The 17,943-nt window shown below is 67.7% G+C and carries 21 protein-coding genes; 4 read left to right on the top strand and 17 right to left on the bottom strand.

All coding sequences use genetic code 11. From position 1 onward, the window contains the following. Positions 1-39 precede the first annotated feature (39 nt). Entirely contained in the window at positions 40-255 is a 216-nt protein-coding gene (locus ACTWJ5_RS00940) for a DUF3079 domain-containing protein (RefSeq protein WP_249918196.1), read from the top strand. A 1-nt stretch (position 256) separates the two neighbouring features. Here ACTWJ5_RS00940 and ACTWJ5_RS00935 read toward each other — a convergent pair whose 3' ends face one another. Then, positions 257-904 carry a gamma-glutamylcyclotransferase gene (locus ACTWJ5_RS00935; protein ID WP_253391046.1) on the bottom strand — a complete coding sequence of 216 codons (648 nt, stop codon included), beginning with the start codon at positions 902-904 and terminating at the stop codon, positions 257-259. A 262-nt stretch (positions 905-1,166) separates the two neighbouring features. Further along, positions 1,167-1,529: an NADH:ubiquinone oxidoreductase gene (locus tag ACTWJ5_RS00930; RefSeq protein WP_249918198.1), complete on the bottom strand. Its 363-nt coding sequence runs from the start codon at positions 1,527-1,529 to the stop codon at positions 1,167-1,169. Between the two features lie 74 nt (positions 1,530-1,603). Between ACTWJ5_RS00930 and ACTWJ5_RS00925 the strand changes: the two genes are divergently transcribed. Both ACTWJ5_RS00925 and ACTWJ5_RS00920 read left to right on the top strand, forming a co-directional pair. Beyond that, positions 1,604-2,572, top strand: coding sequence for a CobW family GTP-binding protein (locus tag ACTWJ5_RS00925; protein WP_253407755.1), 969 nt, complete (start codon positions 1,604-1,606; stop codon positions 2,570-2,572). 67 nt (positions 2,573-2,639) lie between these two features. Continuing rightward, complete coding sequence (locus ACTWJ5_RS00920; protein ID WP_444437294.1) at positions 2,640-3,656, top strand: energy transducer TonB; 1,017 nt, start codon at positions 2,640-2,642, stop codon at positions 3,654-3,656. Between the two features lie 434 nt (positions 3,657-4,090). Here ACTWJ5_RS00920 and ACTWJ5_RS00915 read toward each other — a convergent pair whose 3' ends face one another. The 15 genes from ACTWJ5_RS00915 to ACTWJ5_RS00845 all read right to left on the bottom strand — a co-directional run bounded on the left by ACTWJ5_RS00915 (position 4,091) and on the right by ACTWJ5_RS00845 (position 17,691). Continuing rightward, positions 4,091-6,049, bottom strand: a complete 1,959-nt coding sequence (locus ACTWJ5_RS00915; protein WP_444439703.1) for a DUF7844 domain-containing protein — start codon at positions 6,047-6,049, stop codon at positions 4,091-4,093. Continuing rightward, positions 6,049-6,384, bottom strand: coding sequence for a DUF2388 domain-containing protein (locus ACTWJ5_RS00910; RefSeq protein ID WP_444437293.1), 336 nt, complete (start codon positions 6,382-6,384; stop codon positions 6,049-6,051). Before ACTWJ5_RS00910 ends, ACTWJ5_RS00915 begins: the two co-directional genes overlap by 1 nt. Positions 6,385-6,424: 40 nt before the next feature. After that, positions 6,425-6,718, bottom strand: coding sequence for a DUF2388 domain-containing protein (locus ACTWJ5_RS00905; RefSeq protein ID WP_058487845.1), 294 nt, complete (start codon positions 6,716-6,718; stop codon positions 6,425-6,427). Between the two features lie 116 nt (positions 6,719-6,834). After that, the gene (locus ACTWJ5_RS00900; RefSeq protein ID WP_074980538.1) at positions 6,835-7,152 is read right to left on the bottom strand and encodes a DUF2388 domain-containing protein; all 318 of its coding nucleotides are present in this window, start codon (positions 7,150-7,152) and stop codon (positions 6,835-6,837) included. Between the two features lie 95 nt (positions 7,153-7,247). Then, complete coding sequence (locus tag ACTWJ5_RS00895) at positions 7,248-7,448, bottom strand: DUF1127 domain-containing protein (RefSeq protein WP_074980537.1); 201 nt, start codon at positions 7,446-7,448, stop codon at positions 7,248-7,250. A 286-nt stretch (positions 7,449-7,734) separates the two neighbouring features. Then, positions 7,735-7,941, bottom strand: a complete 207-nt coding sequence (locus ACTWJ5_RS00890) for a DUF1127 domain-containing protein (RefSeq protein WP_009614715.1) — start codon at positions 7,939-7,941, stop codon at positions 7,735-7,737. Positions 7,942-8,299: 358 nt separating this feature from the next. Then, positions 8,300-9,796 carry an acetyl-CoA hydrolase/transferase family protein gene (locus ACTWJ5_RS00885; RefSeq protein ID WP_074980536.1) on the bottom strand — a complete coding sequence of 499 codons (1,497 nt, stop codon included), beginning with the start codon at positions 9,794-9,796 and terminating at the stop codon, positions 8,300-8,302. 190 nt (positions 9,797-9,986) lie between these two features. Further along, positions 9,987-11,438: an NAD(P)(+) transhydrogenase (Re/Si-specific) subunit beta gene (locus tag ACTWJ5_RS00880; protein WP_116425930.1), complete on the bottom strand. Its 1,452-nt coding sequence runs from the start codon at positions 11,436-11,438 to the stop codon at positions 9,987-9,989. A 2-nt stretch (positions 11,439-11,440) separates the two neighbouring features. Then, positions 11,441-11,761, bottom strand: coding sequence for an NAD(P) transhydrogenase subunit alpha (locus ACTWJ5_RS00875; protein ID WP_009614711.1), 321 nt, complete (start codon positions 11,759-11,761; stop codon positions 11,441-11,443). Positions 11,762-11,823: 62 nt separating this feature from the next. Further along, on the bottom strand, positions 11,824-12,942 hold the full coding sequence (locus ACTWJ5_RS00870; protein WP_074980534.1) for a Re/Si-specific NAD(P)(+) transhydrogenase subunit alpha: 1,119 nt from the start codon (positions 12,940-12,942) through the stop codon (positions 11,824-11,826). Between the two features lie 636 nt (positions 12,943-13,578). Next, the gene (locus ACTWJ5_RS00865) at positions 13,579-14,214 is read right to left on the bottom strand and encodes an SCO family protein (RefSeq protein WP_009614707.1); all 636 of its coding nucleotides are present in this window, start codon (positions 14,212-14,214) and stop codon (positions 13,579-13,581) included. A 111-nt stretch (positions 14,215-14,325) separates the two neighbouring features. Beyond that, entirely contained in the window at positions 14,326-15,231 is a 906-nt protein-coding gene (cyoE, locus tag ACTWJ5_RS00860) for a heme o synthase (protein WP_116425933.1), read from the bottom strand. Positions 15,232-15,259: 28 nt separating this feature from the next. Continuing rightward, complete coding sequence (locus ACTWJ5_RS00855; protein WP_444437292.1) at positions 15,260-16,333, bottom strand: COX15/CtaA family protein; 1,074 nt, start codon at positions 16,331-16,333, stop codon at positions 15,260-15,262. Between the two features lie 37 nt (positions 16,334-16,370). Continuing rightward, positions 16,371-16,937, bottom strand: coding sequence for a hypothetical protein (locus tag ACTWJ5_RS00850; protein ID WP_444437291.1), 567 nt, complete (start codon positions 16,935-16,937; stop codon positions 16,371-16,373). Continuing rightward, positions 16,915-17,691 carry an SURF1 family protein gene (locus ACTWJ5_RS00845; RefSeq protein ID WP_370311022.1) on the bottom strand — a complete coding sequence of 259 codons (777 nt, stop codon included), beginning with the start codon at positions 17,689-17,691 and terminating at the stop codon, positions 16,915-16,917. The genes ACTWJ5_RS00850 and ACTWJ5_RS00845 overlap by 23 nt, the downstream gene beginning before the upstream one ends. A 29-nt stretch (positions 17,692-17,720) precedes the next feature. On the opposite strand from ACTWJ5_RS00845, the gene ACTWJ5_RS00840 reads away from it, so the two are divergent. After that, the gene (locus ACTWJ5_RS00840; RefSeq protein WP_009614697.1) at positions 17,721-17,924 is read left to right on the top strand and encodes a twin transmembrane helix small protein; all 204 of its coding nucleotides are present in this window, start codon (positions 17,721-17,723) and stop codon (positions 17,922-17,924) included. The last annotated feature ends 19 nt before the right edge of the window (positions 17,925-17,943 follow it).

The raw sequence follows: 17,943 nt of genomic DNA, 5'->3' as shown, positions 1-17,943 counted from the left end.
TGAATCGACGCTGGGCCCACTCCCTCCAGGCAATTCCCCATGGCGAAGAAATTCCCCCTGCACCCCGCCCACCCCGAACGCATCTGCTGGGGCTGCGACCGCTACTGCCCGGCCTCGGCCATGGGCTGCGGCAACGGCTCCAGCCGCACCCAGCACCCCGTCGAGATCTTCGGCGAGGACTGGGCGGACGAATCCGCCTGGGGCCTGGACGAGACGCCCGCACAGCCGATCGAGGTGCGCCAGCCGGCGCCCTGATTCAGCCGGAAGCCTTGGCGCAGCAACGCGCCAGCAAGGCTTCCAGGTTCAGGTCGGGCATGGCGCAGGCACGCAGCGCGCTGACCGTCTGCTCGACGTATTCGCGGGTGGTGCCGAAGTGCCCCTGGGCGCTGTCGAACACGCGCTGCACGACGCTGTCCGGCAGCGAGCCGGCGTAGCTGGGCAGGTGGCGTTCGAGGACGAAGCCCAGGGCGCGCACCCGGCGGCCATCCTCCAGGCGGCAGCTGAGCCATTCCGGGCGGTAGGAGGCGTAGGGCATCTCGCGCTGCCAGAGGGCGAACAGGTTGGCGTCCAGACCCTCGTCGGGCAGCCGGTAGGCGAAGCCGCCGCAGGAGCCGCCGCGGTCCAGGCCGAGCACCAGGCCGGGCATCTCCGGGGTGCCACGGTGGGTCAGCGACCACAGGTAGAGTCCGCGGTGGTAGCCGTGCACCCGCGCACGGCTGGCCTCGGCCACCGGGAACTCCGGGCGCCAGATCAGCGAGCCGTAGGCGAACAGCCAGACGGCGCCGCCGCCGTGCTCGGCCATGGTGATTTCCAACGAGGCGCGCAACTGCTCCGCGCTGAGTCGTTCCGGCGCCCCCAGCGCCGGTGGATAGAAGGGGCCGTCCAGGTTCATAGACGTGCTCATGCGTAACCCCCAAAGGTACCTCACGCTCTGAAAACTTAGCGGATGTGACCTTTTGACAGAAGGGCCAACTGCGCAAGACACCTTTGCGCGGACGAACGGCGATACCGCCGGTCCGGATGGCGAAAACGCGGGAAATAGAGTCGGAAAAAAGAGGGCCGCGCGGGGCGGCCCTATCACCAAGATCTTTGCTGGCGTGGGGTGCCAGTGGGTGTGAGGTACCCGACCAGCAGTAGAACAGCCGCCCATGACAGGCGCATGACGGTCACTTGCCGGCGTGCCATTGGCCCTTGCTCTGGCTTTCGCAGAACGGCTGGAGGAAGCGCGCGTCGCTGGCCACGCCGTAGTAGTGGATGTCCTGGCGGTAGGGGCTGTTGGGCACCTGGGCGTTGTTGCAGACGCCGAAGGCGCCGCTGGGGCAGGCGTCGGCGTAGGTCACCTCGACCTGCTGGTCCTTCAGCTGCGGCTGGCAGAAACCCTCGTGGAACAGCTTCGCCGGGATGCTGCGGTTCTGCTGGCAGACCTTCACGTCGAGGTTCTTGCCGCGGCTGTGCACCACGCAGGCTTCGGCGTGGGCAAGGGCTGGCAGGGCGAGGCAGGACGACAGGAACAGGGCCGGCAGACGCATGAAAACGGGGTCCTTTGAGCGAAGGGCCGACTCTAGCGCTTTTCCCCGCCCTCGTCAGGCGGCAACATGGCGCCATGCTCGAACAGATTCCCACCCATGTGATCGGCGGCCCACTGGGCGCCGGCAAGACCAGCCTGATCCGCGACCTGCTGGCCCAGCGCCCGCCTGGCGAGCGCTGGGCGGTGCTGGTCAACGAATTCGGCCAGGTCGGCCTGGACGCCGCGCTGCTGGCCACCGACGCCGACGGCGTGGCCATAGGCGAGGTGGCCGGCGGCTGCCTGTGCTGCGTCAACGGCGCGCCTTTCCAGGTCGGCCTCGCCCGCCTGCTGCGCAGGGCGCGGCCGCAGCGGTTGTTCATCGAGCCCTCCGGCCTCGGCCACCCGCGTACCCTGCTGCGCCAACTGGGCGAGGCGCCCTGGCGCGGCGTGCTGGCGCCACAGCCGCTGCTGCTGGTACTGGATGCCGCGGCGCTGGCCGCCGGGGCCTCGCTGCCGGAGGCGCAGCAGGACGCCCTGGCCGATGCCGCGCTATTGGTGCTGAACAAGAGCGAAGGTCTGGATGAAGAGGCCCGCGAGCGTCTGCAAGCCAGCCTGCCGGCGTTGCCGCTGGTGTGGACCGAGCAGGGGCGCCTGCCCTTCGCGAGCCTGCCGTTCGTCGCTGGGTTCGATTCGGCAACGACGACGGAACTGCCGGCCCCCGCGGCCGAACTGCCGGTGCTGCTCACCCGCGCCGCGCCCCTGCGGCAGGTGCATAGCGATGGCGGGCACCAGGCTGTCGGCTGGCGCCTGCACGCCGACTGGCGCTTCCGCCGCGCGGCGCTGGAGGCCTGGCTGGCCGGCCTGGACGGCTTGCTGCGGGCCAAGGCGGTGCTGCATTGCGAGGACGGCTGGCAGGCCTGCAACCGGGTCACGGGCGCCGAGCCCTGGCGGCCCAGCGCCTGGCGACGGGACAATCGGCTGGAGCTGATCTTCGCCGAAGAGCAGGATTTGCAGGCGCTGCAGCAGCAAATGTTGACCTGTGCCTGGTTGCCGGATGGCCAATAAGGTTGCCATACCCGGGGCGAATGATAATAATTATCAGATTCTGGTCATTTCCCCACAGGCTTCTCCCATGGCGCCATCGCAATCGCGCTCGCCGGCGGGCTCCGCGCTCGTCGCGTCCGCCGCGGAACTTCCTTCGTCTTCCGACAGCGACGAAGGACTCTCGCTGCCCTGCGTCAGCGCCCAGCGTGGCAATGAAGCCAACCTGCGTCTGGTGGACTGCTCCGGCGCCCGCCGCGACGAGGAAGTGCCCGTCTCCGAACTGCTGATCCCCTACGCCGCGCCGGTGGAGGGCGTGGAAGAAGCGGAGCAGCCGCCCCAGCAGGCGGGCTGGTGGAAGTCTTCCGGGCTGTCCGTGGTGCTGCACCTGGCCGTGGTCGCCGGCCTGGTCTGGGCCGTGCCCAGCCCCGACGAGCTCAACCTCGGCCGTGGCGAAGTGCCGACCATGCAGGTCAGCGTGGTGCAACTGCCGCCCAAGCCTGAACCGGTGAAAGAACCGCCGGCCGCCGCGCCCGAGCCGCAGCCGCCGCAACCCACGCCGCCGGAGCCGGTGGTCGAGCCGCCCAAGCCGGAGCCGCCGAAACCCAAGCCCAAGCCGGTGGAAAAGGCGGTGCCGAAGAAGGCACCCAAGCCCAAGCCGAAACCCAAGCCCGAGCCCGAGCCGGCTGAGGAAGCCCAGGCCGAGCCGACGCCGCCCTCCCCGCCGCCGCCTCCGGCCGCGCCGACCGTGGGCCAGAGCACCCCGGGCGCCCAGGCTGCCCCGACCGGCACCCAGGGCCCGGCCGGCCTGCCCACCGGCAGCCTCAACGACAGCGACATCAAGCCGCTGCGCATGGAGTCGCCGAAATACCCGCTGATGGCCCAGCGCCGCGGCATCGAAGGCCACGTGAAGGTGCTGTTCACCATCACCGCCGACGGCCGCATCGACGACATCCAGGTGCTGGACTCCTCGCCGCCGCGGATGTTCGACAACGCCGTGCGCCAGGCCATGGACACCTGGCGCTTCGAGCCGCGCATCAGCGGCGGCCGCATCGTCGCGCGGCAGGCGACCAAGGTCTTCTACTTCAAGCTGGAGGGGCGCCGCTGAGGTGTTCTTCCGTTGATGAAAAACGCGCCTTTGGGCGCGTTTTTTGTTTGGAGCAGGATGGCTGTTGTAGGAGCGAGCTTGCTCGCGAATGGCGTTTACCGGCAGTTGCTGTGTTTCGGATCAACTCCTCCCCTCTCCCCAGCCCTCGGCTGCGCGCCCCGCCCTGAAGGGAGAGGGGGCTTGTCCGTGCCGAGAGAAGGAATGGTTTCAGTCGGAAACCAACGGTGCTGCCGGCTGACTCCAGAGCATCCAAGCACTCCGAACGGTCCCCTCTCCCTTCAGGGAGAGGGTTAGGGAGAGGGGCTCTTCAGGACACGCACCGAAACCATCAGGCAGAGTTCCATTCGCGAGCAAGCTCGCTCCTACAACGTGCTCCCCTGCAACCCATCCTACGAAAAGCGCTTTGGCGCAGTCGGTCTTACAGAAACAGCCCCTCAAGGCAACTCAAACCCACCCGCCGCCTTATGCAGCGCCCGCAGGTGCGCACCAAGCTGCTTGAGATTGGCCTCCAGCGCCTGCAACTCCTCGCGGCGCTCCGGCTCCAGCAGCGCGCGGACTTCCTGGTCGAGGTCGTCGCTAAGCTGGCGCAGGCGGGCCTGGCGGGCCTGGGTCTGCTGCTCCAGGCGCGTCGATTCGCCCGGCTGCGGCAGGCCGTAGCCGCTGTCCAGCAGTTCCGCCGGCTGGCTGAGGAAGCCGCTGTCGTCGAGGATCTGCTGCAGCGTCTTGCCTGCCGCCACCAGCTTGGGGTCGGCGCGGGCGTCGTCACGGTGGCCCAGGTACAGGCGCTTCAGCTCGTCCTGGGCCAGTTGCAGCTGGCGCCGCAGCGAGGCCTGCTCCAGCAGCAGCATGGCGGCGCTGGCGCGCAGGTCGGCCTTGTCGAACCAGGCGCGGCGCTCGCTGGCGGGCAGGGCCAGCCAGTCCTCGACCCTGGTCTGGGGAATGTCCAGGCGCTGGCGCAGCACCTCGAACATCGCCTGGTAGCGGTCGCGGAAGGAGTCGAAGCGATAACCCAGGCGCAGCGCGCGCTTGGGATCGTCGAGCACGCTGGCGTCGGCCAGGCCGCGGTTCTCCAGGACCTGCACCACGCCGTTGGGGGTGATGCTGTCGAGGTCCTGCAGGCGCGGGTCGGGAATGCCGCTGCGCAGCAGCTTGAGCGTCTCCACCGCGCAGTTGTTGGAGATGAAGTAGTAGTTGCCGTCGTAGTTCCAGTGCACCTGCATGGCCCGCTCCACCAGCTCGTCGATCTGCTGGCGGCTGAGCTTGAGCGGGATCGAGGCCAGGCTGCGCAGCTCGATCTTGGTGTATTCCTCGATCACCTGGGACAGCGGCAGGACGAACAGCCGCGACGGGTAGGAGCCGGTCAGGCCGTCCCAGCTGGACAGCTGCAGGTCGCCGACGAAGGCGCGGTAGGACAGCACCAGGTGCTGGTCCAGGTCCAGCCGGCAGTCCGGGCCGCGCGGCCGGCCCGGGGCGCAGACCACCAGGCGCAGCATGGCGTGGCCCCAGCGGCTCATCCACTGGTCGTTGGCTTCGGCCAGCAGGTAATCGACCTCGTAGACGCGCTCCGGGTCCAGCTTGCCCAGCGGCTGACGGCCGAAGTCACGGCCGGCGTTGAGGTAGGCGAAGGACGGCGCGCAGGCCTGGCGCTGCGGGCGTTCGCCGAAGCGTTCGGCATAGTAGCGGTACAGCGCCGGGCGGCGGCAGGCGTAGCTGGGGTCGAGAACGAAGTACTCCATGTTCACCGCGACGAACTCACGCGGGTTGCTCAGCTCGTAGCGGTCCGGGCTGCGCAGGACGAAGCGGTTGTCGTGCTCGCGCTGGCCGCGCTTGCCGGCCAGCTGCGGCCAGCCGGCGAGGTCGAGCAGGCGCGGGTCGTCGGAGAGGGTGAAGCGGCGGTTGCCCTGGCCGCGGCACTCGGCGCCCTCGCCGATGCGCCCGATGCTGCCCTGCTGGCGCGTGCAGCGCTGGATCAGCCGGGCCTCGGCGGGCAGCCAGAGGCGGCCGCGGTCGTACAGGTGGGTCAGCTCGTGGACCACCGTGGCCTGCAGCTCGCGGCGCAGGGTGCCGTGGCTGCGGCCGGTCTTGAGGGTGGCGGCGCTGCCGTCGGCGAGGGCGGCGAGGTACTTGCGGTTCAGCGCGATGGCGCCGGGGCGCAGGGCCTGGCCCATTCCGTTGCCCGGCAGGTCGTCGCGCCATTGCACCTCGACACGGCGGTCCAGGGCCTGGACGAAGAGTGGCGGCAGCGCCTGGCGGACGTCATCCAGCAACTGCTGGCTGGCCTGACGCTGCGCCGGGGCGAGGCCGTCGGGCAGCAGCTCCAGGCGCAGGTCGGCCTGGGCGCCGGCGGCGACGAGCAGGCCCAGTGCCGCCAGAGCGCGGCGGCCGCGGGGGATCACAGAGCGAGGATGGCTTCGGCCAGCTGCTGGTCGGAGGCGTCGCGGGCTTCCGGCAGTTGCTCGCGCACCACCTTGAAGGCGGCTTCCAGCTGCACGCCGCGGATGGCGCCTTCGCTGGCGACGAAGCTGGCGGCGTCGTCACGGGCCTCGCGGACGATCTTCATGTCGCGGATCGAGGTGGTGGTGTCGGAGGTGAAGTCCACGCTGCGGCCGATGGCGTTGGTGGTGATGTTGAACAGGCGGATGACCGAGTGGGCCTGGGCGCTGGAGGCGCAGGCGGCCAGCAGCAGGCCGAGGATCAGGGGGCTCTTGGGGATCGAGCTGAGGCGCATGGGAGTCTCCGAAACGGCAGCGGGCGCTGCTCACGACTGACTATTGGGCAAGAATGGCTTCGGCCAGTTCCCGATCGTTCGCCGCGAGCTCCGGATGCTGCGTGCGCAGCCAGCGCAACGCCTGTTCCAGGCGCGCTCCGCGCACCCGGCCGTCGGTGGCGATGTAGCTGGCGGCATCATCGCGGGCGGCACCGAGCAGTTTGTTCTCGAAAGGCGTACTGGTGACTTTGCTGGTCACGTAGCTGCTGCCGGCGACGAACATGGTGGTCTGTTCGAAGGCCAGCACGGGGGTGGCCAGGCAGAGGCCGGTGAGCAGGAATAGCAGGCTGCGCATGGGCTATGGCGATCGGAAAAGCACAGCCGCCAAGGCTAACGGAATGTGCCGGCAAGAGCCAGCCTTGCAGGCCCGGTAGACGCTCTGAAAAGGCGCCTCCGGGCGAAGAGCGGGGGTCAGATGACCAGGATCGCCTGGGCCAGCTGCAGGTCGTTGGCGGCCAGGCTCGGCAGCTTGCCGCGAATGTGCCGCAGCGCCGCTTCCAGATGCGCGCCGCGCACCTGCCCGTCGGTGGCGACGAAGGTGGCGGCGTCGTCGCGGGCGTCCAGGACGATCTTGTCGTCGCGGAAGGAGTTGGTGATGTCGGTGGTACCGTCGGAGGTGGCCTTGGTGGCGCCGACCAGCGCATCGGTGGTGACGATGAAGCTGCTGGCGAAGGCGCCGCTGGCGCAGGTGATCAGGGCGGCGGCGGTAAGCAGGCGCAGACGATTCATGAATGGACACTCCCAGTCGAGATAAAACCGCGCGGCCAAAGCTGCCGCGCGCTACCGATGCAGACTAGCGGAGCCCGCCCCCGGCGGCCAGCCGCTCAGCGCCAGAAAGGTTTTGAAAGTTCCCGCTCGCGCTGGCAACGGTCGATGCCGGCGTCGGCCAGTTCGCGTTCGTTGAACTGGGCGAGAAGGTAGCGGGTGCGAGCGTTGTGGCGCCACTGGCCAAATGCTGCGCGCAGGCGCCGGAACAGGAAGGTCAATCGTGGGGTGGAGCCGTTGAGTTCGAGTGCACGTTCCATGTTTGCCGACCTCGGTCGCTGGTGGGCAATACAGGTTGGCAGGGGCGGCTATCGCCCGGCAGGGCCAGGCAGGGGAAATTCGGGGAGAACAGTCAGGCGGCAGTGACAACTGTTATGGCCGCTTTGAGCGCGTCTGTTCGGGCACGCCTGCCCAATGACGGAGCAGCGGATTCGGGAGGGCTGAAAACAGTACGGGCCGCTACCTGGGAAGGGAGCGGCCCGTTACGGGTGACCGGTACAGTCCTGCTGGCTTACCGCGGACCGTAACAGTTTGAAGCTGTATTGCTTATTTCCAGAACGGCTTGTTCAGCTCGGCGTAGCGCTGGGCTTCGCTGATGCCGGCGTCGGCCAGCAGGCGCGAGTCGAGGCGGGCCAGTTGGCGGCGGCTCTCGATGCGGCGCTGCCACAGGCGGACGGTGCCGACCAGGCTGCGGTGGGCGGTGGAGGAAGAACGGATGTTGCTGACAGTGGCGGAACCGAGGGTACGTTCCATGATTTTCGTCCTTCCCGCTTTTGGCGGGTAGTGGGGTTGCGGAAGTTGTTGAGGAGTATCTTCTGACTTTTTGGTCAGCCGCGATAGGTACAGTTTCCTTGAATTAAATAGCGTCAGCGAATTGTTTCAGCGAACTGTAATGGCGATTTTGGGGCGAACTGTACCGCTGCGCTCCATTGTGGTGCACAGGCGGCGGGGGATTGAGGATTTTCAGCAGGTCTGCCGGGGATGGCAGTAGGAGAAGTGGAACAGTCGCTGTGGGATAAAAAACTGTTCGGAAGTGTTTTTACGTGGTTTTTTTCCGACTGTCCACCCTGGCGGGCCATTCTTTGTGGAATGGCCCGCCAGGCATGCCGGATCAGCTGGCGGCGAGCATGTGGCCGCGTTCTTCCAGGTTGATGTGCCAGTTCATGGCTTCGCGCAGGATGTGCGGGGTGTGCCCGCCGCGCTGGCAGGCGGCCTCGAAGTAGGCGGCCAGGGCGTCGCGGTAGGACGGGTGCACGCAGTTCTCTATGACCACCCGGGCGCGCTCGCGCGGCGCCAGGCCACGCAGGTCGGCCAGGCCCTGCTCGGTGACGAGGATGTCCACGTCGTGCTCGGTGTGGTCGACGTGGCTGACCATCGGCACCACGCTGGAGATGTTGCCGCCCTTGGCGATGGACTTGGTGACGAAGATGGCCAGGTGGGCGTTGCGGGCGAAGTCGCCCGAGCCGCCGATGCCGTTCATCATCCTGGTGCCGCCGACGTGGGTGGAGTTGACGTTGCCGTAGATGTCGAACTCCAGCGCGGTGTTGATGCCGATGATGCCCAGGCGACGCACCACCTCGGGGTGGTTGGAGATTTCCTGCGGGCGCAGCACCAGCTTGTCCTTGTAGCGCTCCAGGTTGCCGAAGACGTCGGCGTTGCGGCGGCTCGACAGGGTGATGGAGCTGCCCGAGGCGAAGCGCAGCTTGCCCGAGTCCATCAGGTCGAAGGTGGAGTCCTGCAGCACTTCGGAGTACATGGTCAGGTCTTCGAAGGGCGATTCCATCAGGCCGCACATCACCGCGTTGGCGATGCTGCCGATGCCCGCCTGCAGCGGCGCGAGGTTCTTCGCCAGGCGGCCGGCGTCCACTTCGCGCTTGAAGAAGTCGATCAGGTGGTTGGCGATGGCCTGGGTCTCGCTGTCCGGCGGCAGCACGGTGGAGGGCGAGTCGGGCTGGTTGTTGATGACGATGGCGACGATCTTCTCCGGCGGGATCGGGATGGCGGTGCTGCCGATGCGATCGTCGACCTTCGTCAGCGGGATCGGTGTGCGGGTCGGCCGGTAGGTCGGGATGTAGATGTCGTGCAGGCCTTCCAGGTTGGTGTTGTGCGCCAGGTTGATCTCGACGATCACCTGCTTGGCGAAGATCGCGAAGCTGGCCGAGTTGCCCACGGAGGTGGTCGGCACGATGTGGCCTTGCTCGGTGATGGCCACGGCTTCGATCACCGCGATGTCCGGCAGCTTGAGCTGGTGGTTGCGCAGCTGTTCGACGGTTTCCGACAAGTGCTGGTCGATGAACATCACCGAGCCGTCGTTGATCGCCTTGCGCAGGGTGCTGTCGACCTGGAAGGGCATGCGCCGGGCCAGTACGCCGGCCTCGGTCAGGTGTTTGTCGAGGTCGTTGCCCAGGCTCGCGCCGGTCATCAGGCTGATCTTCAGCGGCTGCTGCTTGGCGCGCTGGGCCAGGGCCTCCGGCACGGCCTTGGCTTCGCCGGCGCGGGTGAAGCCGCTCATGCCGACGGTCATGCCGTCCTGGATCAGGGCTGCGGCCTGGTCAGCAGTCATCACCTTCTCGAGCAGGGAAGGCAGGCGCACGCGATCACGGTACATGGAAAAACCTCAGGCTTTATGGGGAGTGCAAGGCGGCCAGTCTAGGGATTCGGCGATTTTTCGCCCTTATACCAAGGTCGAAAAATCGCCCCACCACTGCCTTCCTTACTACCAAAGTCCAGAGGGTTTTCCTTTGCGGCAAAGCAAGACACCGGCGCGCGGCCGGTGTCTTGTGGATCGACGGCTGTCGTTATTCGACGGCCTTGACCATGTCTTCGATGACTTTCTTGGCGTCGCCGAAGACCATCATGGTCTTGTCCAGGTAGAACAGTTCGTTGTCCAGGCCGGCATAGCCGCTGGCCATCGAGCGCTTGTTGACGATCACGGTCTTGGCCTTGTAGGCCTCGAGGATCGGCATGCCGGCGATCGGCGACTTCGGATCGTTCTTCGCCGCCGGGTTGACCACGTCGTTGGCGCCCAGCACCAGCACCACGTCGGTCTGGCCGAACTCGGAGTTGATGTCTTCCATCTCGAACACCTGCTCGTAGGGCACTTCGGCCTCGGCCAGCAGCACGTTCATGTGGCCCGGCATACGCCCGGCGACCGGGTGGATGGCGAACTTCACGGTGACGCCGCGGTGGGTCAGCTTCTCCGCCAGTTCCATCAGCGCGTGCTGGGCGCGGGCCACCGCCAGGCCGTAGCCGGGGACGATGATCACGCTGTCGGCGTTGGTCAGCAGGAAGGAGGCGTCGTCGGCCGAACCGGACTTCACCGGGCGGGCTTCCTTGGCGCCAGCCGGGCCGGCGTCGTCGGTGCTGGCGCCGAAGCCACCGAGGATGACGTTGAAGAACGAGCGGTTCATCGCCTTGCACATGATGTACGAGAGGATGGCGCCCGAGGAGCCCACCAGGGAGCCGGCGATGATCAGCATCGAGTTGTTCAGCGAGAAGCCGATGCCCGCCGCGGCCCAACCGGAGTAGGAGTTCAGCATCGACACCACCACCGGCATGTCGGCGCCGCCGATGGGGATGATGATCAGCACGCCGAGGATGAAGGCCAGGGCCAGCATCAGGGCGAAGGCGGCGAGGTTGCCGGTGAACATGAACACCAGGCCCAGGCCCAGGGTGGCCAGGCCCAGCACCAGGTTGAGCATGTGCTGGCCGGCGAACTGTACCGGTGCGCCCTGGAACAGGCGGAACTTGTACTTGCCCGACAGCTTGCCGAAGGCGATCACCGAACCGGAGAAGGTGATGGCGCCGATGGCCGCGCCGAGGAACAGCTCCAGGCGGTTGCCGGTGGGGATGGTGTCGCCCAGATGCTGGACGATGCCCAGCGACTGCGGCTCGACCACGGCGGCGATGGCGATGAAGACCGCGGCCAGGCCGATCATGCTGTGCATGAAGGCGACCAGCTCGGGCATCTTGGTCATCTCGACGCGCTTGGCCATGATCGAACCGGCGCTGCCGCCGATCAGCAGGCCGACCAGGATGTAGCCGATGCCGGCGGCGGCGTTGCCGCCCTCGGCCAGTTGCGCGCCGAGCTTGAACACCAGGCCGACGGTGGTGAGCACGGCGATGGCCATGCCGACCATGCCGAACAGGTTGCCGCGCCGCGAGCTGGTCGGGTGCGACAGGCCCTTCAGGGCCTGGATGAAGCAGACCGAGGCGATCAGGTAAAGGAGAGTGACGAGGTTCATGCTCATGGTCAGTGCTTCTCCGCCGGCGCTTTCGGCGCTTTCTTCTTGAACATTTCCAACATGCGGCGGGTGACCAGGAAGCCACCGAACACGTTGACCGCGGCCAGGGCCACGGCCAGGGTGCCCATGATCTTGCCCAGCGGGGTGACGGTCAGGGCGGCGGCCAGCATGGCGCCGACGATGACGATCGCCGAGATGGCGTTGGTCACCGCCATCAGCGGGGTGTGCAGCGCGGGGGTGACGTTCCATACCACGTGGTAGCCGACGTACACAGCCAGCACGAAGATGATCAGGTTGTAGATCCCGTGGGAGATCAGCATTTCTTCCATCGTCTTTCACCGGTCTCTAGGCCGGGCAGGAGCCCGGCGGGTTCTTCTTTATTAAGGAGGGCTCAGCCGTTCTTGCGCACGGCCTGGCCGTCGCGGCACATCAGGCAGGCGGCGACGATGTCGTCTTCCAGGTTGACCTTGAAGCCTTCGGCGGAGAGGGTCAGCTTGAGGAAGTCGAGCAGGTTGCGCGCATACAAGGCCGAGGCGTCCGCCGGGACCATGGCGGCCAGGTTGGTGTGGCCGACCAGGGTCACGCCGTGCTTGACCACCACCTGTCCGGCTTCGGTCAGCGGGCAGTTGCCGCCTTGGGCCGCGGCCAGGTCGATGACCACCGAGCCCGGTTTCATCTCCTGCACGGTGGCTTCGTGCAGCAGCGTCGGCGCCTTGCGGCCCGGGATCAGCGCGGTGGTGATGACGATGTCGGCCTGCTTGGCGCGCTCGTGCACCGCCTTGGCCTGGCGCTCCATCCACGAGGCCGGCATGGGGCGGGCGTAACCGCCGACGCCTTCGGCGCACTCGCGCTCCTCGTCGGTCTCGTAGGGCACGTCGACGAACTTGGCGCCGAGGGATTCGATCTGCTCCTTCACCGCCGGGCGCACGTCCGAGGCCTCGATCACCGCGCCCAGGCGCTTGGCCGTGGCGATGGCCTGCAGGCCGGCGACGCCGGCGCCGAGGATCAGCACGCGGGCGGCCTTAACGGTGCCGGCGGCGGTCATCAGCATGGGCATGAAGCGCGGGTAGTGGTTGGCGGCGAGCATCACCGCCTTGTAGCCGGCGATGTTGGCCTGGGACGACAGCACGTCGAGGCTCTGCGCCCGCGAGGTGCGCGGGGCGGCTTCCAGGGCGAAGGCGGTGATGCCGCGTTCGGCCATGCGCGCGATGTTGTCGTTGTCGAAGGGGTTGAGCATGCCGATCAGCACGGCGCCCGGCTTCATCTGCGCCAGTTCCTCGGCGCTGGGGGCGACCACCTTGAGCACCAGTTCGGCGCCCAGGGCGTCGGCGGCGGAGCCGATCTTCGCCCCGGCGGCCTCGAAGGCGCTGTCCGGCTGACAGGCATTGATACCGGCGCCACTCTGAACGATCACCTGGTGGCCTTGGCCAACCAGTTTCTTGATGGTTTCAGCGGTGGCGGCGACCCGTGTTTCACCGGCATGGGTCTCGAGAGGGACACCGATCTGCACTCACAAATCTCCTGCGTGATCCTTGAGTAGTCCGGCGCCGGAAGGCGGCCGGGTTGTCGAACTGGCAACGCATGCCGCGAAAGGGCGGGTCCAGAACCCGCTGGGCGTCGGCATTGTGCAATCGAGCCACTGGGTCGGCAAGAAGTTCTGAAGTAGTACTGAAAAAGGACTACAAGTCACGTTGGGACCCGTAGTTCCCCCGTCCCGGCAAGGGGCGCGTGCGCCCTGGCTTTTAGCCTAATTGCCTATTGTGACCGGGGGAAAACGCTATCCCTGGTGTGAATGTTTGCTCATCAGAACCCCCGGCAACCCGGTGAGAGGCCCGTCAATCCTGCCTCAGGCGTATCTATAGGTGTTAATTAATGTTTTTAATCCGAAATATGAGTGATCACTGATGCCTGGAATTCCGTAGCAGATTTTTTACATTGACTACAGAGTCAGAAAATCCCTGGCGACCGCCTCACGGCGCATGTTCCCTGGCTTTCGGGCGGGCGTCGGGGCGGGTCCTGAAAAACAGACTAGTCCAAGGCTGTGCAGGCGGGTGATGAAAAAAAAGAACGGCCACCCTCGGGTGGCCGTTGCCTGGCTGCGACAAAGCAGCGCGGTGAATGGGCCGGCTGCGCGCCGGCGAATGGCTCAGCCCTGGTCGGCGAGCACCTTGGGCAGCTGTTCGGCGAGCTTGGCGTTGTTCAGCGGGGCGCGGATGAAGCCGTGCTGGGTGCCGTCCGGGCCGATGATGACCAGGTTGCCGCTGTGGTCGACGGTGTAGTTGGGCTTGCTGGTGTCGGCCGGGATGTAGGGGATGCTCATGGCGTTGGCCAGCTTCTGGATGGCCTCGTCGCTGCCCACCAGGCCCTGGAAGCCGGCGTTGAAGAAGCCCAGGTATTCCTTCAGGCGCGCCGGGGTGTCGCGGTGCGGGTCGACGCTGACGAACACCACCTGCAGCTTTTCGCGCGCCTCGGGGGCCAGCTTGCCCTGCAGCTCGCGCAGCTGCGCCAGGGTGGTGGGGCAGACGTCCGGGCAGAAGGTGTAGCCGAAGAACAGCAGGCTCCAGCGGCCCTTGAGGCTGGCGGTGTCGAACGGCTTGCCGTCCTGGTCCTGGAAGGTCAGCGCCGGCACCTCGCGGCTCTGCGGCAGCAGCACGATGCCGGCGTCGAGCAGCGCGGCGGGGTCGAGGCGGTGTTTCTCGGTGAGCACCTTCTGCACGGTGAGGCCGAGGATGACGGCGACTATGGCTACCAGGATGAGGACGGTCTTGTTGACTCGGGACATGGGGTTCTCGTGGTCGGGAGCGGGTGGAAGAGCGTTCGCGAGCAAGCTCGCTCCTACAGGTCGGTCCTGCGGGGCTCTTCGTAGGAGCGAGCTTGCTCGCGAACCCGGCCGTTACATCGCCAGGCGCACCGGCAGGTAATGGTCCACCAGCAGGGCGATGAACAGCAGGAACAGGTAGGCGATAGAGTACTTGAAGGTGCCGATGGCCGCATGGGGCTTGCTGTCACGGTACAGCGCCCAGGCCCAGTCGAGGAAGCGAGCGCCCAGGGCCAGCGCGGCGAGCAGGTAGACCAGGCCGCTCATGTGGATGGCGAAGGGCATCAGGCTCACGGCGAACAGCACCAGGCTGTAGAGCAGGATGTGCAGCTTGGTGTAGCGCTCGCCGTGGGTCACCGGCAGCATCGGAATCTCGGCCTTGGCGTACTCGTCCTTGCGGTGCAGGCACAGGGCCCAGAAGTGCGGCGGCGTCCAGGCGAAGATGATCAGCACCAGCAGCAGCGGCTCGGCCGACAGGTGCCCGGTCACCGCCACCCAGCCGAGCATCGGCGGGGCCGCGCCGGCCAGGCCGCCGATCACGATGTTCTGCGGCGTGGCGCGCTTGAGGAAGCCCGTGTAGAGCGCCGCGTAGCCCAGCAGCGAGGCCAGCGTCAGCCAGGCGGTGAGGGCGTTGGTGAAGGTCAGCAGCAGGCTCATCCCGGCCAGCGCCAGGAGCAGGGCGAAGCCCAGGGCCACGCTGGGCGAGAGCCGCCCCTCCACCAGCGGGCGGCGGTGGGTGCGCGCCATGATCGAGTCGATGCGCCGGTCCACCACGTGGTTCACCGCCGCCGCCGCGCCGGCGCACAGGCCGATGCCCAGGTTGCCGAACAGCAGCACCGTCCAGGGCACGCCGCTGCGGGTGGCCAGCAGCATGCCGATCAGCGAGGTGATCAGCATCAGCAGGACCACCTTGGGCTTGGTCAGCTCCAGGTAATCGCGCCAGCCGGGTTGGCTGCGGGTGCCGCTCAGTACGCTGGCCATGTTCGACTCTCCGTTCGTTGAATGAGGTTCAGCCTTGCGAGGGGTAGGCCACCGGCCGTTCCAGCGCCGGCAGCGTGCGCGCCCTGCCGGCCGCAGCGACCTTGGCCACGCTGACCGGCGCGCGCAGGCGGTAGTTGACCAGCACCAGGCTCAGCAGCAGGCAGGCGCCGCCGCCGTTGTGCGCCACCGCCACCGGCAGCGGCAGGTGCAGCAGCACGTTGCTGATGCCCAGGCCGACCTGCAGCGATAGCGCCAGCAACATCAGCGCGGTGGGGTAGATCAGGCCGATGCGCTGCATGCGCCAGGCCAGCACCAGCAGCACCGCCACCACGCAGAAGGCGCCCATGCGGTGGGTCATGTGGATGGCCGTGCGGGCGTCGCTGTCGAGCTGCCCGCCCAGGTAGTTGGGGCCGATGTGCTGGGTCAGGTGGAAGCCGTTGGCGAAGTCCATCTGCGGCCACCACTGGCCGTGGCACATGGGCAGGTCGATGCAGGCGACCGCCGCGTAGTTGCTGCTCACCCAGCCGCCCAGGGCGATCTGCAGCACCACCAGGGCCAGGGCGAAGGCTGCCAGGCGGCGCGGCGCGCCGGCGCGTTGCAGCGGTTGCACGGCGCCGGACAGGCGCAGGGCGAGGAGGAACAGCAGCGACAGGGTGGTGAAGCCGCCGAGCAGGTGCGCGGTGACCACCTGCGGCCACAGCTTGAGGGTCACCGTCCACATGCCGAAGGCGGCCTGGGCGATCACCACGCCCAGCAGCAGCAACGGCAGGCGCAGCGGCTGACCGTCGCGGCCGCGGCGCAGCAGGGCGTGTACCGCAAGGCCGGCGATGAGCAGGCCCAGGGTGCCGGCGAAGTAGCGGTGGATCATCTCGTTCCAGCCCTTCTGCGCTTCCACCGGGGCCTCGGGGAAGTGCTGCTCGGCGTGGGCCAGCTGCGCCTCGCTGCTGGGCACGTGGATGAAGCCGTAGCAGCCGGGCCAGTCCGGGCAGCCCAGGCCGGCGTGGGTGAGCCGGGTGTAGGCGCCGAGCAGCACCACCACCAGCGCCAGGGCGGTGGCGAAGGCGGCGACGTAGAAGCCGGGTTTACGCGGTGTGTTCGTCATGCACAGCCCCCGTTCTTGTTGTTGTCGTGGCCTGCGCTCAGCCGATGTGGGAGAGCTTCAGCAGCAGTTGCAGGTCGCCGAGGATCTGCTTGCCGTTGGCGCCGGCGGCGTAGCGCAGCACCAGGTTGCCGTGGGGATCGACTATCCACAGCTGCGGCGCCTGCTCGCCGGCGGCCGGTTGCAGGGCGTAGCGCTTCAGGCGCGGGTAGTCCTTGTCCAGCTGCGCCTGGAATTCCGCCGGCAGCGCCTGGGCGGCGGCCAGGGCGTGCTCGGCGCGGTTGGCGTCGCGGTTCAGGCCGATGTTGATCTGCCGCGCCAGGTACACCAGCTGCTGGCAGTCGGCGGCGCAGGTGGACGGGGCGGTGACCAGCAGCTGCCAGCGATCGCTGGGCGCGTCGGCCTGCACGCCGAGGTCGGCCGCGGTCTTGCCGTTGGCGAAGAGCTCGCCGTGGTAGATGCGGCTTTCCGGCACCCAGAAGCGGAACTTGTACATGCCGCCGGCCAGCAGCATGGGGCCGAACACCACCGCGAGGATCAGCAGCAGCTGGATGCGCCCGCGGGTGCGGCGGCGCAGTTGGGCTTCATCGAGGGTCAGGCTGGTCATGGTCTGGCTTCTCCCGTGCGCGACGGATTCCGAGGTAGAGGTAGAGGGCGAGCAGGGCGGTGGCCATGGCGAACCACTGCACGGCGTAGCCGGTGTGGCGTTCCGGGGCCATGGCGACCACCGGCCAGTTGGTCTCGAAGGCGGCGTCGCCCGGTTCCAGGCGCAGCTCCAGGGCCAGGCCGTTGCGGTCCAGGGCCTGCCAGGTGGCGTCGGGGTCGACGCGGGTGATCAGCTGCGGCCAGGCCTGCTGCCGCGCATCGGCCAGTTGCAGGCCGCCGGGCGGCGGGACGTAGGCCCAGGCGTCGAGCAGCAGGTCGCCGGCCGGCGTGTCGAAGGCCGGCGGCACGCGGCGGTTGGGCCAGGGTAGCCAGCCGCGGTTGACCAGCAGCCACAGGCCGCTGGCCTTGTCGTGGAAGGGTTGCAGCACTTCGACGCCAGCGGCGCCGTCGCGGGTGCGGTTGTCCAGCAGCAGGCTGTGCTCGGCGTCCAGGCGGCCCTGCAGGCGCACCCGCACGTAGGCGGGGTTGGCCAGGCGTTCGAGCTGCGCGGCGGGGATGGGCGCCGCCTCGCGGCGTGCTTCGGCGGCGGCCAGCAGCACGCGTTTCTCGGCGGCGCGGGAAAGCTGCCAGCAGCCCAGGGCGACCAGCAGCGGGAGCAGCGCCAGGACCACCAGGGTCGGCGCCAGGCCCGGCCGGAACACCGCCGCCACGCCGTGGCGCGGGCGGGAGTCGATGGCGTGCTGGCTATACTGCAAGTTACCCCCTCAGCAATCGGAGCCAGGTCATGCTCAAGGCCGCGATCGTCGTTCTGCTGCTGGCCACCGTGGCCAGCCTGTTCAGCGGGTTGTTCTTCCTGGTCAAGGACGAGGGCCACGGTTCCCGTGTGGTCAACGCCCTTACCGTGCGGGTCATCCTCGCCGCCCTTACCCTCGCCCTGGTCGCCTGGGGCTTCTACTCCGGGCAACTGGTCACTTCCGCTACTTTCTGAGCTTTTCGTAGGAGCGAGC

It is taken from the genome of Pseudomonas sp. A6 (assembly GCF_052367875.1).
GTDB classification, from domain to species: domain Bacteria; phylum Pseudomonadota; class Gammaproteobacteria; order Pseudomonadales; family Pseudomonadaceae; genus Pseudomonas; species Pseudomonas citronellolis.
Note: the sequence above shows the minus strand (reverse complement) of the source record. Positions and strands in the feature narration are given on the sequence as shown.

What these genes read in the sequence shown, in the direction of transcription:
- ACTWJ5_RS00940 (WP_249918196.1), top strand. Translation starts at nt 40, where the DNA reads ATGGCGAAGAAATTCCCCCTGCACCCCGCCCACCCCGAACGCATCTGC.
- ACTWJ5_RS00935 (WP_253391046.1), bottom strand. Translation starts at nt 904, where the DNA reads ATGAGCACGTCTATGAACCTGGACGGCCCCTTCTATCCACCGGCGCTG.
- ACTWJ5_RS00930 (WP_249918198.1), bottom strand. Translation starts at nt 1,529, where the DNA reads ATGCGTCTGCCGGCCCTGTTCCTGTCGTCCTGCCTCGCCCTGCCAGCC.
- ACTWJ5_RS00925 (WP_253407755.1), top strand. Translation starts at nt 1,604, where the DNA reads ATGCTCGAACAGATTCCCACCCATGTGATCGGCGGCCCACTGGGCGCC.
- ACTWJ5_RS00920 (WP_444437294.1), top strand. Translation starts at nt 2,640, where the DNA reads ATGGCGCCATCGCAATCGCGCTCGCCGGCGGGCTCCGCGCTCGTCGCG.
- ACTWJ5_RS00910 (WP_444437293.1), bottom strand. Translation starts at nt 6,384, where the DNA reads ATGCGCCTCAGCTCGATCCCCAAGAGCCCCCTGATCCTCGGCCTGCTG.
- ACTWJ5_RS00905 (WP_058487845.1), bottom strand. Translation starts at nt 6,718, where the DNA reads ATGCGCAGCCTGCTATTCCTGCTCACCGGCCTCTGCCTGGCCACCCCC.
- ACTWJ5_RS00900 (WP_074980538.1), bottom strand. Translation starts at nt 7,152, where the DNA reads ATGAATCGTCTGCGCCTGCTTACCGCCGCCGCCCTGATCACCTGCGCC.
- ACTWJ5_RS00895 (WP_074980537.1), bottom strand. Translation starts at nt 7,448, where the DNA reads ATGGAACGTGCACTCGAACTCAACGGCTCCACCCCACGATTGACCTTC.
- ACTWJ5_RS00890 (WP_009614715.1), bottom strand. Translation starts at nt 7,941, where the DNA reads ATGGAACGTACCCTCGGTTCCGCCACTGTCAGCAACATCCGTTCTTCC.
- ACTWJ5_RS00885 (WP_074980536.1), bottom strand. Translation starts at nt 9,796, where the DNA reads ATGTACCGTGATCGCGTGCGCCTGCCTTCCCTGCTCGAGAAGGTGATG.
- ACTWJ5_RS00880 (WP_116425930.1), bottom strand. Translation starts at nt 11,438, where the DNA reads ATGAGCATGAACCTCGTCACTCTCCTTTACCTGATCGCCTCGGTCTGC.
- ACTWJ5_RS00875 (WP_009614711.1), bottom strand. Translation starts at nt 11,761, where the DNA reads ATGGAAGAAATGCTGATCTCCCACGGGATCTACAACCTGATCATCTTC.
- ACTWJ5_RS00865 (WP_009614707.1), bottom strand. Translation starts at nt 14,214, where the DNA reads ATGTCCCGAGTCAACAAGACCGTCCTCATCCTGGTAGCCATAGTCGCC.
- cyoE (WP_116425933.1), bottom strand. Translation starts at nt 15,231, where the DNA reads ATGGCCAGCGTACTGAGCGGCACCCGCAGCCAACCCGGCTGGCGCGAT.
- ACTWJ5_RS00855 (WP_444437292.1), bottom strand. Translation starts at nt 16,333, where the DNA reads ATGACGAACACACCGCGTAAACCCGGCTTCTACGTCGCCGCCTTCGCC.
- ACTWJ5_RS00850 (WP_444437291.1), bottom strand. Translation starts at nt 16,937, where the DNA reads ATGACCAGCCTGACCCTCGATGAAGCCCAACTGCGCCGCCGCACCCGC.
- ACTWJ5_RS00840 (WP_009614697.1), top strand. Translation starts at nt 17,721, where the DNA reads ATGCTCAAGGCCGCGATCGTCGTTCTGCTGCTGGCCACCGTGGCCAGC.